This window comes from Rhizobium sp. 42MFCr.1 (genome assembly GCF_000377185.1).
Classification (GTDB): domain Bacteria; phylum Pseudomonadota; class Alphaproteobacteria; order Rhizobiales; family Rhizobiaceae; genus Rhizobium; species Rhizobium altiplani.
On sequence record NZ_KB897827.1, the window covers coordinates 113926 to 130108 of the forward strand.

The window sequence follows — 16183 nt, forward strand, 5'->3', positions numbered from 1 at the left end:
ATGGCGCGAGTGACGGGGCTCGAACCCGCGACCTCCGGCGTGACAGGCCGGCACTCTAACCGACTGAGCTACACCCGCATTCATTTCAAGCGATCCGGAAGCTTTCGCGTCCGTGTCAAAGCAGCTTCGCCGCTTCGATGAGCGGCTAACTAAGGGGTTCGCATTTGAGTGTCAAGCAGCTTTGGAGACAAAACGATGACAGTCCGCGAATTGTTTTTAGCGAGCCAAGTTCTCCGGGAAAATTCAGAGCATTATTAAAGACGTGCCTTTAGAGCCACGCGGAAATAACCACCTGTCCCTGACGCCCGCCCCGCCTGCCAGCGGTGTCCGGTTTACGCATTTGGCCGTGCCACCACGTTTCTCGCCCAAAGCTGGGGCCGCAAACACTAATTTACCTCGTTTTAATTGAGCTCGGTAGATAACATTCCTCTAAGTTGCTTTGCCGCTTACGCATGATGCGTCAGCGGCGCTTTATCACCCCTGCCTCATGCCCTCGGCAAACCCGATGAAGGCCGCCGAGATTCACAGCATATCTTGCCTACCTCGACGAAAGTGCATCGGGGTCACCGCCCCAGGTGCAATTCGTTGACGATAACGCAGCGTCACGTCGGAGAGCATCTGGTGCAGCCTAACACATCTACGAATCTCGCCTTTCGCGTTGCAACGATTCTGCAGCAACTAGGCATCGAGGGCCTGCCAAGGAATTATGAGCTTATATTCGAGGCGATGACCGGCAACGCGCCTGATCTCGCTCGCGAGATCAGGTCGCTCGGCGCGATAAAGACGCAGGAGGCCCTGGATCGACTTGGCCGCCGGTATCTGCCGCATCATTTCGAGGCCGGTCTGCTTGAAGCACGCTCGAGCCAAGTACAGCAAGAGCTGCAAAGCATCCTTTCCTTGCTCGACGAGGAGAAGTCGGCGCTCTCGCGCTACGGCAGTGTCATCAACCAGGCTGCGCGGATATTCGACAGTAACGATCTAAGCGACAAGGGTGCCCTCACCCATTCGCTCCAATCGGTGAGTTCTGCAACGCACGCACACGCGGCACACAGCGCCATGCTCGCCTCGAAGGTTGTCGAAAAATCGCAGAAGCTCGAAGAGGTGCAGCGGGAGGCGGCCGCCGCGAACGCCGCAAGATTCACCGATCCCGTGACCGGATTGGGCAATCGCCGGGTATTCAACAAGGAGCTCGCGAGAATCTATGAGAAGGCAGGCCTGCCGGACCTGTGTGGAATCGCGTTTGCGGACATCGACAACTACGAGACAATCGCGAGCATTCCGAATCTCATCGAGCCTGTTCTGAAGAAAACGGGTGAATTGATCCGCGCTGTGTTCGGCAAGGAGGATGTTGCCTGCCGATTCGACCGCGGCCGTTTCGGCTTCGTTTTCCGGACCGCCGACGAATCCGAGATCATGCGGCTTGTCGACCGGCTTCGCGATCGCTTGAAGGGAATTTCCGTTGCACACCCGGTAACTGGCAAACAGGCGGCGGTTCTGTCGCTGGCCGTGGGGATATGCATGTCCAAGCAGGCACGCACAGCCGATTCCCTGATGGCCTTTGCCGAACAGGCGCTTGGCATGGCGAAGGCATCGGGCGGAGACAGCGTTTCCGTGCACGGCGTGACCAATGTCGCGACTGTACCCAAGGATTGGCTGATCTATCGTTAGACTTTGCATCGCGGCCAACGGTGTCGCACGTTGTTCGTCCGATAAAGCCTAGCCAAGGTTGCTGAGGGATGGCTATAAGGTCGTTTCGCGGGCCTAAGCCCTAAGACACTGAAGCCATATCCGAGACATCATCATGAAGACACGCGAAGAACGGCAGGCGCAGCGGGCGGGGATGCCGCGCACGCAGTTGAGCGCGCACCATATGGAAAATGCACGGCTGCTGCCGGATCGCGGCGAGCTCTTGTACCGGATCCCGAATGGCGGCGTTGGCGTCGAGGTGGGAGCAGCGTTCGGAGAATACACGGCCGAGATTCTCGAGAAGAACCGGCCCGCGCAGCTTTACCTGATCGACCCCTGGAGCATGGACCGCTACAGTTCGGGGCTCGATCAAATCCACACCCAGTTCAAAGACCAGATCGAGAGCGGGCAACTGCACCTGATGCAGGGAACCTCGCTCGAAAAGCTTGCCGAATTCGAGGACGACTTCCTCGATTGGGCCTACATCGACACGGACCATTCCTTCGAGCTCACCTGGCAGGAACTTCTGCTCTGCGAGAAAAAGGTCAAGCGAACGGGAAGAATTGCCGGGCATGACTTCTGCACCGGCAACACTGTGAAGCCAATCGTCTATGGCGTCGTCGAAGCGGTCACCAAGTTCTGCAAGGACCACGGCTGGCAATTCGAATTCCTGACGGTCGAATCGCACGCGCACTTTTCTTACTGCCTGAAGCGGCTCTGACCGGCTTCAGGCCTTTCCGGCGTATTGCTCGTCGCTGACGTGCTCCATCCAGTCGGCGGCGCTGCCATCAAGTGCTTCCTGAATTGCAATGTGCGTCATCGCGGTATCGGGTGCGGCGCCATGCCAGTGTTTTTCGCCTGGCGCAAACCAGATCGTGTCGCCGGCGCGAATTTCACGAAGAGGGCCGCCTTCGCTCTGCGCGAGACCCTTTCCGGCCGTCACCACAAGGGTCTGCCCTAGAGGATGCGTGTGCCAGGCGGTTCGCGCGCCCGGTTCGAAAGTGACGCTGACCACCCTGACTCGCGCCGGGCTCGGCGCGTCCATCAACGGATCCTGGCGTACCGCTCCCGTGAAATATTCCGCCGGCGCCTTCATTGAGGGCCGCGATCCGCAGGGTTTGATCTCCATCAGATTTTCCTTTCGAAGATGATCTGGCCAATTGAGCCGACCGTAAGCCAAGCGTCCCCGGCATCCAAGCGATACCTGCTTGATCGCACGTGCTGTCATGTCAACTTCCTCCGCCGCATCACCAGTCGGAGACTTCGGCGCGTCCGACGATAGGCAACTCGCAAATCACTCGCTCAGCTACGCCATTGCGTCGCTTCTCGGAAGAAATGGCGACGACCGCAACACACCGCCCTATCTCCGCTGCAGGCGCTTGCTCCTTGCCTGGGCGACTGCTAGTGGCGAGGCATTTCATCACGCGGAGGATTTCCATGAAACAGCATTCTTTCGGCCACCTGCCCCATACCGTCACGAATATCGGCTTCGGCGCATGGCAGATCGGCGGCGCCTGGGGCGATGTGAGCGAAGCGGACGGTCGCGATGCGTTGAATGCGGCGCTCGATGCCGGTATGACCTTCATCGATACCGCCGACGTTTACGGCGACGGCCGGTCGGAAAAGATCATCGCCGACGTTCTTGCGACCCGTGGCGGAGAACGGCCGATGGTTGCGACAAAGGCAGGTCGCCGGCTCAACCCGCATGTCGCCGATGGCTACACCAAAGCCAACCTCGAAGGCTTCATCGATCGTAGCCTGAAGAACCTGAGGGTCGACAGCCTCGATCTCGTACAATTGCATTGCCCCCCGACCGAAGTGCTTTATCGCCAGGAGGTCTTCGAAGGCCTGAACGAATTGCAGAAAGCCGGCAAGATCATGGGCTACGGCGTCAGTGTCGAGAAGGTCGAGGAAGCGCTGAAGGCAATCGAATATCCTGGCGTCGTCAGCATCCAGATCATCTACAACATCTTCCGCCAGCGGCCCGATCACCTGTTCTTCCAGGAGGCTCGACGGAGGAACATCGCCGTCATCGCCCGCGTGCCGCTCGCAAGCGGGCTGCTGTCAGGGAAGATCACCCGCGAGACGAAATTTGCGAGCGACGACCACCGCAATTTCAACCGCCACGGCGAGGCTTTCGATGTCGGCGAGACCTTCGCTGGCGTTCCCTTCGAGGTCGGCCTGCAGGCCGTGGAGGAAGTGCGCAAGCTCGTGCCATCAGGCACGACCATGGCGGCCTTCGCGCTGCGCTGGATCCTGATGAGCGATGCGGTCACTGTCGTCATTCCGGGTGCACGCAACGCCGAACAGGCACGCGCCAACGCTGCTGCAGCAAGCCTCGCGCCGCTCTCACACGAAGTGATGGAGGCCACGCGCGAGATCTACGACCGACTGGTCGCCCCTTACGTCCACCAGCGCTGGTAAGGCAGGCATTGCAAGAAAAATGGCCGGGCATAGACCCGGCCATTCTGTTTCTGGCTCAATCAATCTCAGTTCGTACCGACGAGGTTGACCTCGAAGAACAGAGTTTCACCCGAGGAATCATCCACGCCATCATTGTCCGTGACAGCGTAAGCCTTGCCGGAGGCGTCGAAGGCGAAACCTTCCAGCTTGTCGAGGACGTAGCCGTTGGTGGCAGTCTTCAGCTCCGGAAGGAAGTCGTGGGCTTCCGTCTTCTTGACGAGCGGCAACTCGCCTCCAAGCTTGCCGGGCTTCAGATCCGATACCGCGACCTTGTAGAGCTTCTTCAGCTTGGCTGCGTCACCGACGAGGTTGTCGCGCTCGATGATATAGACGCCGTCGCCCTGAGCGGAAATCTCAGACAGACCAACCCAACCGGCTTCGGACTTGTCCAGCGGATAGCGGACGGCGCCCCACTCCGTGCTCTTCGGGTTGTACGAGACGAGCTTTACGAAACCCTTCTCGTCATCCTTCCATTCGCGCTGAACAGCCATCCACAGGGTGGCATCGTCGCCGGAACCGATGATCGTCACGCCTTCGAAGCCGTAGCGGATTTCGTTGGCGGTCAGTTCGCTCGGCAGAGCGATTTCTTCCTTGATCTCGCCCTTCGGGTTTACGTGGTACAGCGCGTGCGGCAAAAGCTTCTCGCTGTTGCCTTCCGAGGCCAGCCAGAACCAGCCCTTCTCGTCGACGGCGATACCCTCGATATCGAGCTTTTGGGCCGGCTGGCCATCGCGCTTGACGGTCAGCGATTCGGTGATGACGGCCGGTTTCTTGGTGGCGTCGATAGTGTAGATCGTCGGCTGCATGCCGAGAACGCTGTCGCTGACGGCAAACAGCTGGCCCGGCTTTTCCGGAACGGCGGCAAGACCCGAAAGTGCTGCAAAGCCGAGCGGATTGCCCTCCTTCTCCGCCGCAACGATCTGCGGATAGGCCATTTCGCCTTCCGCAAGTTGATAGATCATTACGTGGGATCGCGGTCCGCCATCCTTGCCGAGATCGACTTCGTTGGCGGTGGCAAACAGATTGCGCGACGGGACGGCCACGCCACCCTCGGGCGAGACGCCGGACGGAAGGATCTGGACGAGTTGCGGTTCCGCGCCGGTATCCTTGTAGACGCCGACGACCGAAGCTCGCTCCGAAAGCAGGAAGATGTATTTCTGGCCGCCGAAGGTCGCGACCTCCAAGCCTTCCGGCTCAACACCCTTGGCGGAAGAGCGCTTGTCCGGATAGTGGCCGATATTGGCGACAGCGCGTTCGAACGAGGCACCGGATTCGTAAAGTACCTTTCCGGTCTTGTCGAAAATCGTGAAGCCGCGCGAGCCGCCTTGATAGTCGCCTTCGTTCGCAACGACCAGACGGTCGTTGTCCAGCCACTTCACGGCGTCGGGCTCGCGCAACACGCCCTTGAGTTCGCCGGTGAACCTCAGCGCGCCGTCGCGCTTGGTATCGATACCCGCGAGATCGACGCTGCCCGCAGGGAAGTGCGCCTTTACCGTTGCGGTCGCCGCGTCGATAATGACGATCTCGTTGTTTTCCTGCAGGGTCAGGGCGATCTCGTTCTGGTCGTTGAAGGAGACGAATTCCGGCTCCGGATCTTCGGGTGCGATGCCCGCCAGTCCAGTCAGCATCACGTGCTTGATCGAACCGCAATCGACCGCGCCGTTCTTGACCTGGAACACGACAAGGTCGCCTGCCGGCATCTGCGGAATCTTGCCGTCGTTCACCTCTTCGTCACGCTCGTTTTCGATCGCGATCGCGCCGAGCGTCTTGTCCTTGTTGAGTGCGATCGAATCCGGCTGCCCCCCAAGGTCGCATGCGTTCTCGATCTTCTTGGTGGCAACGTCGACGATCGCGAGACGCCCAGAAGGCTTTGCCTTGCTCTTCGACGTATTGACGGCAACGAGCGCCTTTCCGGCGGTTGATGTCACGGATGTCGGCTCGCCGTCCATCATCAGCGCGCCCCCGGCCTTCGGAGCCTTGGCGTCTGAGATATCGACAAAACCAATCGCTCCGAGTGGGCTGTCGCTAAAGATCAGCGTCATGCCGTCGTCGGTAGCCGTGATGATTTCCGCCGAAGTGGCCGAGAGCTTGTCTTTCTCCTGTGGCAGGTTGGATGCCACCGGAAAGGTTGCGATACGATTGAAAACGGGCTCTGCGGCGGCCGGAAACGCGGCCGTCGCCAGGAGCGCCGCAACGAGCACTGTCTTGCGCGATACAGTTGTCATGAAATCCCCCATGAGTTCACACAAGGTTTTTCTGGGGGATGGGCATGACACCGGGATGACACCGATGTCATATTTTGAACGCGCTAGCGGGTCTCCCGCTCCTTCTTCATTTCGTTCCGCATGATGAAGAGCGATGCCCCAAGGATCAGCACCGCGCCCAACCACAGATAGCCGGTCGGCGCATAGCCGAAGACCAGCCAGCCGGCGAACACGTTGAGCGGCAGCTTGAGATCGTCGAATGGCTGAATGTAAGCGGCATCGGCTGCCGAATAGGCTAACGTCAGGAAAATACTGCGCCATCACGGTCAGGAGGCCCGCCGCAACGAAAAGCAGGAGCGTCAAGCCGGTCGGAATGTCGAAGCCAGCCGCTAGCGCCAATCCGCCGTTGATCGGCGTGAGGAGCGCGAGCAGCCAAACGGTGATGGTCTCCGGTCGCTCGACTCCGGTAAGGCTCTTGGTGATCAACGAAGAGGCGCCCCAGAGAAGGGCCGAGAGGATCGGCAGGAGCGCCGCCCAACTGAAGCTGTCCGACCAGGGCTGCAGGATGATCATCGCTCCCAGGAAACCGGTTGCGGTCGCGGCCCATCGCGCAGGGCCGATATACTCACCAAGGTAGATGCGTGCGCCCATGATGATGAAGAACGGAGACGTCATTACCAGCGCAATCGCCTGCCAGATGGGTACTTGCGCAAGCCCCGCGACCCAGGTCGTTACCCCCAAAGGCAGCCAAGGCGACTCGTACAACATGACGCCAGTGATAACGCGTTCTCATTGCCCCAAGACCGGCGCGCCAGAGAAAGGGCAGCGAGAACACCAGGGCAAAGGCATATTGCCAGAAGGCTGCCGAGGCCGAGAGGAAAGCGAGCTTCATCGTCAGCCATTGCGTGACGATATTGAGGATAGAGAAGGCGATGCCCGCGGCAATCATCCAGGCAGCACCGACCATTGCTCGCGAAGCGGAAAACGTAGGGGAAGTCTGATTCATGTCTTTCTTTCCGAAACCAACACAAATCAGGACGCATGAGCGCGATACCGCAGCGAGGGCAGAATCCACCCTCGCCCGCTCCGCTCATTCTCTTTCATCCGGACTGTAACCGTCGGCTCCGGAATTGCACCGGATCTGCCGACCCTCTCGGCACACGACCAAAAGGCGCTCGCGGGCGGGCCAAGGCCTTTACCGCCGGTAGGTACTTTCACCCCGCCCTGAGAACGGTCATTTCGTATGACATGCCGCGCGTGCCGACAAGGCCGCGAAAAGCAAAAAGGGTTCGGCCGTGGCCGAACCCTTCGAAACTTGTGCCGCCGGTCTCGTTGCCCGGCCGCCAAGTAAATTCATATCAGCCGTTGACGGCGTCCTTCAGGCCCTTGCCGGGCGTGAACTTCGGCACGTTGCGAGCCGGAATATCGACTTCTGCGCCGGTGGACGGGTTGCGGCCCTTCGTGGCTGCGCGATGGGAGACGGTGAAGCTACCAAAACCAGCGAGGCGAACGTCGCCCTTGCCCTTCAGTTCAGCCTGGACGACTTCGAAAACAGCATCAACCGCGGAAGCAGCGTCGGTCTTCGAGAGTCCTGCCTTTTCGGCAACTGCGGACACGAGTTCATTCTTGTTCATGTTTCCACCCCTTTCTAAATGGTTCGAAACGACTCAAATCTATAAGCCAGGCGCAGAATAGAGTTCATCAGGCCCGCCGCACCCCAAAGAGCCTGCAAATCAAGGAAATGCAAGCACCCGTGTGCCAATTTCACAAAAAAAGGCTGGCGAAAACGCCAGCCTTTTCAGGGTTTTTAAGCAATTGGGCACGAATGTGGCAAACAAAGCTCAGTGAGCTATGGTTGCACCCGTTTCGTCGAGCCCTTCGACCGTTGCGATGACGGGCGTTTCCACCGTGCCATCCCACTCGATTGCTTCCGGTCTGCGGACCAGCGCATGCTTGATCACCTCGCCCATGCGGGACACCGGGATGATCTCCATGTTGTTCTTCACGTTATCCGGAATCTCCGCCAGATCCTTGGCGTTTTCTTCCGGAATCAGCACCTTCTTGATGCCACCGCGAAGCGCTGCGAGCAGCTTTTCCTTGAGGCCGCCGATCGGCAGAACACGACCGCGAAGGGTGATTTCACCCGTCATCGCCACGTTCTTGTCGACCGGGATGCCGGTCATGATCGAGACGATCGCGGTTGCCATGGCAACACCGGCCGACGGACCATCCTTCGGCGTCGCACCTTCCGGTACGTGCACGTGGATGTCGCTCTTGTCGAAGCGCGGAGGCTCGATGCCGAAATCGACGGCGCGCGAGCGGACATAGGATGCCGCTGCGGAAATCGATTCCTTCATGACTTCCTTCAGGTTGCCGGTCACGGTCATGCGACCCTTGCCCGGCATCATGACGCCTTCGATCGTCAGCAGTTCGCCGCCGACTTCCGTCCAGGCCAGGCCCGTTACCACGCCGACCTGATCTTCGCGCTCTGCTTCGCCGTGGCGGAAGCGCGGAACGCCCAGGTAGTCGTCGATGTTTTCGGCCGTCACATGAACGGACTTCGTCTTGCCCTTGATGATCTCGGTGACCGCCTTGCGGGCGAGCTTCATCAATTCGCGTTCGAAGTTACGAACACCAGCTTCGCGGGTGTACTGCTGGCTGATCGCCATCAGGGCATCGTCGCTGACCGAGAATTCATTCGGCTGCAGCGCATGTTCCTTGATGGCCTTCGGCAGCAGGTGCCGCTTGGCGATTTCGCGCTTTTCGTCTTCGGTGTAACCGGCAATACGGATGACTTCCATGCGGTCCATCAAAGGTGCCGGAATGTTCAGCGTATTCGCCGTCGTGATGAACATCACGTCCGACAGGTCGTATTCGACTTCCAGGTAGTGATCCATGAAGGTCGAGTTCTGAGCCGGATCCAGCACCTCGAGCAGAGCCGACGACGGATCGCCACGGAAATCCTGGCCCATCTTGTCGATTTCATCGAGCAGGAAGAGCGGGTTGGACTTCTTCGCCTTCTTCATCGACTGGATGACCTTGCCGGGCATCGAACCGATGTAGGTGCGGCGGTGACCGCGAATTTCAGCTTCGTCACGAACGCCACCGAGAGCCATGCGGACATACTCACGGCCGGTCGCCTTGGCGATCGACTGGGCGAGCGAGGTCTTGCCCACGCCCGGAGGACCAACGAGGCACAGGATCGGACCCTTGATCTTGGTCGCGCGGGCCTGGACAGCCAGATACTCGACGATACGCTCCTTGACCTTATCGAGACCGAAGTGATCGGCTTCGAGGATCTTCTCGGCGTTGTTGAGATCCGACTTGATCTTCGACTTCTTGCCCCACGGAATTCCGAGCAGCCAGTCGAGATAGTTGCGGACAACAGTCGCCTCAGCCGACATCGGGCTCATCTGCCGCAGCTTCTTCAGCTCGGCGTCAGCCTTTTCCTTGGCTTCCTTCGAAAGCTTGGTCTTGGCGATGCGCTCTTCCAGTTCGGCCATCTCGTCGCGGCCTTCCTCGCCGTCGCCAAGCTCCTTCTGGATCGCCTTCATCTGTTCGTTCAGGTAGTACTCGCGCTGGGTCTTCTCCATCTGGCGCTTGACGCGCGAGCGGATGCGTTTTTCGACCTGAAGGACCGAGATCTCGCCTTCCATGAAGCCGAGCGCCTTTTCGAGGCGTGCCTTGACACTGGTGGTTTCCAGCATCTCCTGCTTCTCGGTGATCTTGATCGACAGGTGCGAGGCAACCGTATCGGCGAGCTTCGAATAGTCGTCGATCTGGCTGGCAGCGCCAACGACCTCGGGCGAGATCTTCTTGTTGAGCTTTACGTAGCTCTCGAACTCGGAAACGACCGAGCGGCTAAGCGCTTCAAGCTCGACCGGATCGTCATGCGGTTCTTCGAGAACGTGACCAAGGGCTTCGTAAAAGTCCTCACGATCCGTGTAAGCGTCGATCTCGGCGCGGGCGCGACCTTCGACCAGAACCTTGACGGTGCCATCAGGCAGCTTCAGCAGCTGCAATACGTTGGCGACAGTACCGACATTGTGAATGGCAGACGGTTCCGGATCGTCATCGCTCGCATTGATCTGCGTGACGAGCATGATCTGCTTGTCCGATCCCATGACCTCCTCAAGCGCACGGATCGATTTCTCTCGGCCGACAAACAAGGGCACGATCATATGCGGGAAGACGACGATGTCGCGCAGGGGCAAAACCGGATATGCTGTGCTCGCAACTGACGTTTTCTTCGTCATTTTATTTCCTTTCCATCGTCCCGTTTCCGGGCTCTTCTGGCGCGGCCACTAGAACCGGGCCGCACTCCACTTGAGACAACAAGTGGAGGTTCTGATTATGCTTTTCAAGCTGCGCCATGGCCGGTGTCCCCCTGGACATGACAGCTATGCTACAACGGAATACCTTCATTCTGGAGCGCCGTGCCAAGTCAGCGGCTACCACTTCCGAAGCGGCTAAAACACAAGACCGAAACACACCAACGGAATCATTCCATAATTGCCAAGGGCGGGGGAATCCGCAACGGCAACAGAAGTGGTTTCAGACCTCTTTAGCAAGATTTATCAGGGTCGTGCACTGATTTTGAAATAGAAAGGGGCCCGCCAACGGCAAGCCCCTCAAATTCACAGTTCGTATCGTAAAGATATCTCTAAGGTCACGCGGAAGCGTTGGCCTTCTCATCTTGACGATCGGCGTAGATGTAAAGCGGACGGGCGGAGCCGCGTGCCACTTCCTCGGAGATGACGACTTCGCGTACGCCTTCCAGCGCCGGCAGTTCGAACATCGTGTCGAGGAGGATCTTTTCCATAATCGAACGAAGGCCGCGGGCACCGGTCTTGCGAATGATCGCCTTGCGGGCGATCTCGCGGAGAGCGTCCTCGTGGAAGGTGAGTTCCACGTCTTCCATCTCGAACAGGCGCTGGTACTGCTTGATCAGTGCGTTCTTCGGCTCCGACAGGATCTGGATCAGTGCATCCTCATCGAGATCCTCGAGCGTCGCCAGGACAGGCAGACGGCCGATGAATTCCGGGATGAGGCCGAACTTGACCAGATCTTCCGGCTCCAGTTCGCGCAGGACTTCGCCGACACGACGGTCGTCCGGGGCCTTAACCGTTGCACCGAAGCCGATCGAGGTCTTCTCGCCGCGAGCCGAGATGATCTTGTCGAGACCGGCGAATGCGCCACCGCAGATGAACAGGATGTTCGTGGTGTCGACCTGCAGGAATTCCTGCTGCGGATGCTTGCGGCCGCCCTGCGGGGGCACCGAGGCAACCGTGCCTTCCATGATCTTCAGAAGCGCCTGCTGCACGCCCTCGCCCGATACGTCGCGGGTGATCGACGGGTTGTCGGACTTGCGGGAGATCTTGTCGACTTCGTCGATGTAGACGATGCCGCGCTGGGCGCGCTCGACATTGTAGTCGGCAGCCTGCAGCAGCTTCAGGATGATGTTTTCGACGTCTTCACCGACATAACCGGCTTCCGTCAGCGTCGTCGCATCGGCCATCGTGAACGGAACGTCGATGATGCGGGCGAGCGTCTGGGCAAGATAGGTCTTGCCGCAACCGGTCGGTCCGACCAGCATGATGTTCGACTTCGCCAACTCGACTTCGCCGTTCTTGGAGGCGTGTGCGAGGCGCTTGTAGTGGTTGTGAACGGCAACCGACAGGATCTTCTTCGCCTGGCGCTGGCCGATGACATATTCATCGAGGACCTTGATGATGTCCTGAGGCGTGGGAACGCCGTCACGGGACTTGACCATCGAGGATTTGTTTTCCTCGCGGATGATGTCCATGCACAATTCGACGCATTCATCGCAGATGAAAACGGTCGGTCCGGCGATAAGCTTCCGGACTTCGTGCTGGCTCTTTCCGCAGAACGAACAATAGAGGGTGTTTTTGGAGTCGCCGCCGTTGCTGCCGCTGACCTTGCTCATATCACTTTCCTTCCAGCACGCCGCATTTCAAGGTGAAATAACGGTCCACTCATTGGCCTGCTCCACGCTTGGAGCCCCAGCCGGCCAAGGCCGTTTAAGGGGTACGAACCGGTCCAAACTAAGCTGTCCTGGCGCCGGCGGCAACGAACTCCCCTTCGACTGCCGATGCTATGTCATAAAAATTCAACATAGCATTAATACTTGAGATTGCCGCACCCGCCACCGGGTTTCTTCCCTTGTTCGATCACAAATGAGATAGAACTGTGGCGGATACAACACCATTCCTACTTCTCACTAGGCGGCATCACCTTCCATCTCGACGCGAGATGTCAGGACCTTGTCGATGACACCCCAGGTCTGAGCCTCGTCCGCATCCATGAAGTGGTCGCGGTCAAGGGTCTTTTCAACTTCCTCGTAGGTGCGGCCTGTATGCTTGACGTAAACTTCGTTCAGGCGGCGCTTCATCTTGAGAATATCGCGGGCGTGACGCTCGATGTCAGATGCCTGACCCTGGAAGCCGCCTGATGGCTGATGCACCATGATGCGGGAATTCGGGGTGGCAAAGCGCATGTCCTTGTGGCCGGCAGCAAGCAGCAGCGAGCCCATGGACGCAGCCTGGCCGATGCAGAGCGTCGAGACGGCTGGCTTGATGAACTGCATCGTGTCGTAGATCGCCATGCCGGCAGTCACAACGCCGCCTGGAGAATTGATGTAGAGCGCAATTTCCTTCTTCGGGTTTTCGGCCTCGAGGAAGAGGAGCTGGGCGCAGACGAGCGTCGCCATGTGATCCTCGACAGGCCCGGTCAGGAAGATGATGCGTTCCTTGAGCAGGCGCGAATAGATGTCGTAGGAGCGTTCACCGCGATTGGTCTGTTCCACGACCATCGGCACGAGGGCCATAGCGGTATCGACTGGGTTTCTCATGTGCGTCCTTTGTCAACGTCTGCCGGCTATGGCCGGGAATCAAAGAAAATGCCTATCCCTACATAGAGCTTCCCTGCCCTCCTCTTCAAGACGCGCCGATGGATAACGTGAAGAGGGACCGGAGCAAGGCGAACAACTTTTCGCCCGATGTACGCTGATTCCGACGAAATAGATTCGAGGAACGGGCGACGATCGCGCTGTCGCACAGCTTTTGTCGGCATCAGGATAAACGAATTCTGAATCCGCCCGCAACTGCCCTTCATTCACAGAAAGGAAAGCCTAAAGACAACTCCGCACAAAAATGCAGTGGCGCGCAAGCACAATTAATGAAGTTGCCAGTTTTTTCCGAAAGGATACGCGCAATACAAGGGGTACTGCCGTGTTCAATGTTACGACTGGATTAGCCATTTGGTGCTCCGAAGCCATGACGCTCGCGCTGGTAGCGTTCATGGCCTGGCGCCACAATGTCCGAAACAAGGCCTATTTCTATTGGGGAACGGGCTTTCTCCTTAGCGGCGTGGGTTTCGCAATGGCGGCCCTGCGCGGGCAGATACCCGCCATCCTTTCCATCGAGATCGCCAACACGATCGCACTATCTGGGCAGAGCGCGTGGGTTGCCGGGTACCTCGCGCTTGATCGTCGCAAGCTCGAATGGTGGGCATTGCTGCCACCGCTCGTCTGGCTGGGCGGCGTCTTCCTGCCGTGGGTCAACGACGACTACACCAATCGCGTCATTCTCTACAATCTAGCCTCAGCCACCGGCGCGACGGCACTCGCGATGGCAGTCTGCATGGCAGGCAAGCGCAACGAGGGCTCGAGAGGCAAACTCGGCGCCATCTTCGTGGTCCAGGGCGTCCTGTGCTTCGGTACTGCGCTGGCAATGGCAATCCTCGGCCCCACTGATACGGAAGCTGTCAACTTCGCGGGCAGCGCCGCGATGGCAACGGGCTTCCTGCTCATCCTGGCGTGCGCTCTCACCTGCCTCGTCATCATGGAGCGCTCGGAGAAGCATCTTCGCATGCTCAGCCTCACCGATTCTCTGACTGGCGTCTTGAACCGACGCGGCCTCTTCGGACGCTTCGATGCCATCCGGGAACGTGCATTCAACAGTAACCGTCAGGTCGCCGTGTTGCTTTTCGACCTCGACCACTTCAAGCGCGTCAACGACCGGTTCGGCCATCAGGCCGGCGACGTCGTGCTGACAGTGTTTGCCCGATTGGCCAATCAATTCGTGCCGGATGGAGCTTTCGGCCGCATGGGGGGCGAGGAGTTTGCAGCCTTCACGACCGTCGCCGACCAGACAGAAGCTGAAGCGCTGGCAGAGACGATCCGGGCGGAGTTTTGCCGTGTGCCCGTGAGCACCGGCGACGCGATCGTCCCGGCAACATTCAGCACCGGCGTTGCCCTTGCCTCAGCCATCGAGGCAAACATGGACAAGCTCGTATCGGCAGCCGATCGGGCGCTCTATGCCGCAAAGGCAGCCGGCCGCAACTGCACCGTCATCTTCGGTGAAGCCGAAGCCGCGGCACCACTGCCTCCGCAGCCGGATCAAACAAGTGGCGAACTGGTTCCAACACTCGACGACCAAATCCACGCGCTCCGCCGCGTTGGATCGCTGTCGAGAGGCTGACCCTATCTTTTCGAGGCTTGGCAAATCCGCTAAGCCTCGAAGCATGATGATCCCACCATTTCTTTCCATCGATCCCGCCACACGCCACGTCTCGCTGGACGCAAGCAATCCTGCCTTTTACAGCGATCCGAACAGCGTCTACGCGGCTCTGCACGCGCATTGCCCCACATTCTATTGGGAGCAGCAGAAGCAGTGGTTCTTCACAGGCTATGACCATGTGAACGGCCTGCTGCGCGATCGCCGCTTCGGCCGCCAGATCCAGCACATCGCAAGCCGTGAAGAACTCGGCCTTCCCGAACCGGAACAGCACGTGGCGAATTTCGATCTCGCGGAACGATACTCGCTGCTTGAACTGGAGCCGCCTGAACACACGCGTCTGCGAACGCTCGTCAACCGCGCCTTCGTGTCTCGTCACGTTGAGAAGATGAAGTCGGAAATCGCCGAGCTTGCCAACAAGCTCATCGACGGCTTCGGGAAAAACAACGAAGTCGAGCTGCTTTCGGCGTTTGCCGACATCATTCCGGTGACGATGATTGCCCGCATGATCGGCATTCCGGAGGAAATGGGACCGCAACTCCTGGAGTGGTCGCATGCCTACATCCGCATGTATCTCTTCGGCCGAACCCGCGAGGACGAGGATGGCGCCGAACGGGCCGCGAAGGCGTTCTCGGACTATGTAAAGACGGTCATTGCCGAGCGTCGCGCCAACCCGCGGGACGACCTTCTGACGCACATGATCCACACCGAACACAAGGGCCAGTATCTCACAGAGGACGAGCTCGTTTCGACGACGATCGTATTGCTCAATGCCGGTCACGAGGCGACGGTGCACCAGATCGGCAACTCGGTGCGCATCATTCTGGACAGCGGACGCGATCCGGCCGACCTTTTTAAGGACGAAGCCACCACCGAGCGAACCGTCGAAGAGTCCCTGCGTATTTGCGCACCGGTCCACATCTTCCAGCGCTGGGCGCTGGAGCCCGTCGAGATCGACGGCATTTCGTTCAAGCGCGGCGACAAGGTGAGCCTCATTCTGGCGGCAGCCAATCTCGACCCGACAAGATTCAGTGATCCGCTGACGTTCAAGCCTGACCGCAATGAGGCCGCCAACGTGTCCTTTGGCGCGGGTATCCACTTCTGCATCGGGGCGCCGTTGGCTCGGCTCGAACTGAACGTCGTCCTGCCAATTCTCTTCGAGAGACTACCTGGGCTCAGGCTTGCCCGTACACCTGTTGTGAAGGACGTCTATCACTTCCACGGATTGGATCGGCTGGATCTCGCCTGGTAGGCACCAATGGAAAGGGTCCGCGTTCCGGAGAACGCGGACCT

General features: G+C 59.0%; 11 protein-coding genes, 1 tRNA gene, 1 pseudogene and 1 riboswitch. Of the genes and pseudogenes, 5 read left to right on the forward strand and 8 right to left on the reverse strand.

All coding sequences use genetic code 11. The features are described from left to right. Position 1: 1 nt before the first annotated feature. Positions 2–78 (reverse strand) — tRNA-Asp (locus C934_RS0112535). Between the two features lie 543 nt (positions 79–621). Here C934_RS0112535 and C934_RS0112540 point away from each other — a divergent pair. After that, positions 622–1668: a GGDEF domain-containing protein gene (locus tag C934_RS0112540; RefSeq protein WP_018857060.1), complete on the forward strand. Its 1047-nt coding sequence runs from the start codon at positions 622–624 to the stop codon at positions 1666–1668. Between the two features lie 133 nt (positions 1669–1801). Further along, positions 1802–2407 (forward strand): class I SAM-dependent methyltransferase, encoded by a 606-nt coding sequence (locus C934_RS0112545; RefSeq protein ID WP_018857061.1) that lies wholly within the window; start codon positions 1802–1804, stop codon positions 2405–2407. A 6-nt stretch (positions 2408–2413) separates the two neighbouring features. Here C934_RS0112545 and C934_RS0112550 read toward each other — a convergent pair whose 3' ends face one another. Continuing rightward, positions 2414–2815 carry a (R)-mandelonitrile lyase gene (locus tag C934_RS0112550; RefSeq protein ID WP_026371768.1) on the reverse strand — a complete coding sequence of 134 codons (402 nt, stop codon included), beginning with the start codon at positions 2813–2815 and terminating at the stop codon, positions 2414–2416. Positions 2816–3123: 308 nt separating this feature from the next. Between C934_RS0112550 and C934_RS0112560 the strand changes: the two genes are divergently transcribed. Beyond that, positions 3124–4110, forward strand: a complete 987-nt coding sequence (locus C934_RS0112560) for an aldo/keto reductase (protein WP_018857063.1) — start codon at positions 3124–3126, stop codon at positions 4108–4110. A 65-nt stretch (positions 4111–4175) separates the two neighbouring features. On the opposite strand, the gene C934_RS0112565 is transcribed toward C934_RS0112560, so the two are convergent. From C934_RS0112565 to clpP, 6 genes and pseudogenes are all read right to left on the reverse strand, one after another. Beyond that, positions 4176–6386, reverse strand: coding sequence for an esterase-like activity of phytase family protein (locus tag C934_RS0112565; protein WP_018857064.1), 2211 nt, complete (start codon positions 6384–6386; stop codon positions 4176–4178). 71 nt (positions 6387–6457) lie between these two features. Then, positions 6458–7359, reverse strand: a pseudogene (locus tag C934_RS31925) (DMT family transporter). 82 nt (positions 7360–7441) lie between these two features. Then, positions 7442–7589: riboswitch (FMN riboswitch) on the reverse strand. Positions 7590–7711: 122 nt separating this feature from the next. Continuing rightward, positions 7712–7987 carry a DNA-binding protein HupB gene (gene hupB, locus C934_RS0112585; protein ID WP_007531759.1) on the reverse strand — a complete coding sequence of 92 codons (276 nt, stop codon included), beginning with the start codon at positions 7985–7987 and terminating at the stop codon, positions 7712–7714. A gap of 207 nt (positions 7988–8194) precedes the next feature. Continuing rightward, positions 8195–10609, reverse strand: a complete 2415-nt coding sequence (gene lon, locus C934_RS0112590) for an endopeptidase La (RefSeq protein WP_018857066.1) — start codon at positions 10607–10609, stop codon at positions 8195–8197. Positions 10610–11022: 413 nt separating this feature from the next. After that, entirely contained in the window at positions 11023–12300 is a 1278-nt protein-coding gene (gene clpX, locus C934_RS0112600) for an ATP-dependent Clp protease ATP-binding subunit ClpX (RefSeq protein ID WP_018857068.1), read from the reverse strand. A 294-nt stretch (positions 12301–12594) separates the two neighbouring features. Continuing rightward, positions 12595–13224, reverse strand: a complete 630-nt coding sequence (gene clpP, locus C934_RS0112605) for an ATP-dependent Clp endopeptidase proteolytic subunit ClpP (RefSeq protein WP_007792131.1) — start codon at positions 13222–13224, stop codon at positions 12595–12597. A gap of 424 nt (positions 13225–13648) precedes the next feature. On the opposite strand from clpP, the gene C934_RS0112610 reads away from it, so the two are divergent. Next, a complete protein-coding gene (locus tag C934_RS0112610; RefSeq protein ID WP_018857070.1) occupies positions 13649–14854 on the forward strand; it encodes a GGDEF domain-containing protein in 1206 nt (401 codons plus the stop codon). A 43-nt stretch (positions 14855–14897) separates the two neighbouring features. Continuing rightward, complete coding sequence (locus C934_RS0112615; RefSeq protein WP_018857071.1) at positions 14898–16142, forward strand: cytochrome P450; 1245 nt, start codon at positions 14898–14900, stop codon at positions 16140–16142. The last annotated feature ends 41 nt before the right edge of the window (positions 16143–16183 follow it).